The organism is Brucella tritici, assembly GCF_008932295.1.
GTDB lineage: Bacteria > Pseudomonadota > Alphaproteobacteria > Rhizobiales > Rhizobiaceae > Brucella > Brucella tritici.
Genome location: NZ_WBWA01000094.1, coordinates 1 through 608 on the forward strand (window position 1 = coordinate 1; position 608 = coordinate 608).

Genomic DNA, 608 nt, shown 5'->3' on the forward strand with positions numbered 1-608 from the left:
AGGTTCCGCGCTTTCCGCAAGGATCCGCGCCTTCTCCTCGTCAGTCCAATTCCGCCGCTGCCGCCGGCCGGTAATCACCTCGATCCGACGATACTTTCCCTCATGCCTGGCTTCATCCATGTCTTCATCCATGACTTCAAGCATGGCATCAGCGCGTTCTCCAACCATTCCATTCCGCTCCTATCGATGAAGGAGCTTATCTCGCGGCCTCATTCACAAAAGAAAAGGTGGGTTGTTCGTCGCGCTCACTGATGATCCAGCCTTTCTGAAGGCGATGATCACCGCCTTGCAGGCGGAGAATGCGAAGATGTTGGCGGCGTTGAAGGCGCATGACCACCTCATTCAGGGCTTGAGGCTACGCATTGCCCGGCTGAAGAAACAGGTCTTCGGCAAGTCTTCTGAAAAGATCGAGCGGGAAATCGCGCAACTGGAACTGGCGCTGGAGGATCTGTTGATTGCCAGTGCCGAACACGAGACTGTGGTGAGCGTCCGGTGAGTGGATTTTGCTGATGGAGGCTTTTGGGCGATGTTCTGGCATTAGAACCAGCATTAGTGCTGGCATTAATATCAGAACTTAGAGGTTGGCATGGCTCGCATGGAGATTATAT

Annotated in this window: 2 pseudogenes; one reads left to right on the forward strand and one right to left on the reverse strand. The window is 53.9% G+C overall.

What is annotated here, in order from left to right:
* Positions 1-168 (reverse strand): annotated as a pseudogene (locus F9K91_RS26530) (IS66-like element accessory protein TnpA); the annotation flags it as partial.
* Positions 169-274: 106 nt separating this feature from the next.
* Here F9K91_RS26530 and F9K91_RS25590 point away from each other — a divergent pair.
* A pseudogene (locus F9K91_RS25590) lies at positions 275-469 on the forward strand (transposase domain-containing protein); the annotation flags it as partial.
* Between the last annotated feature and the right edge of the window lie 139 nt (positions 470-608).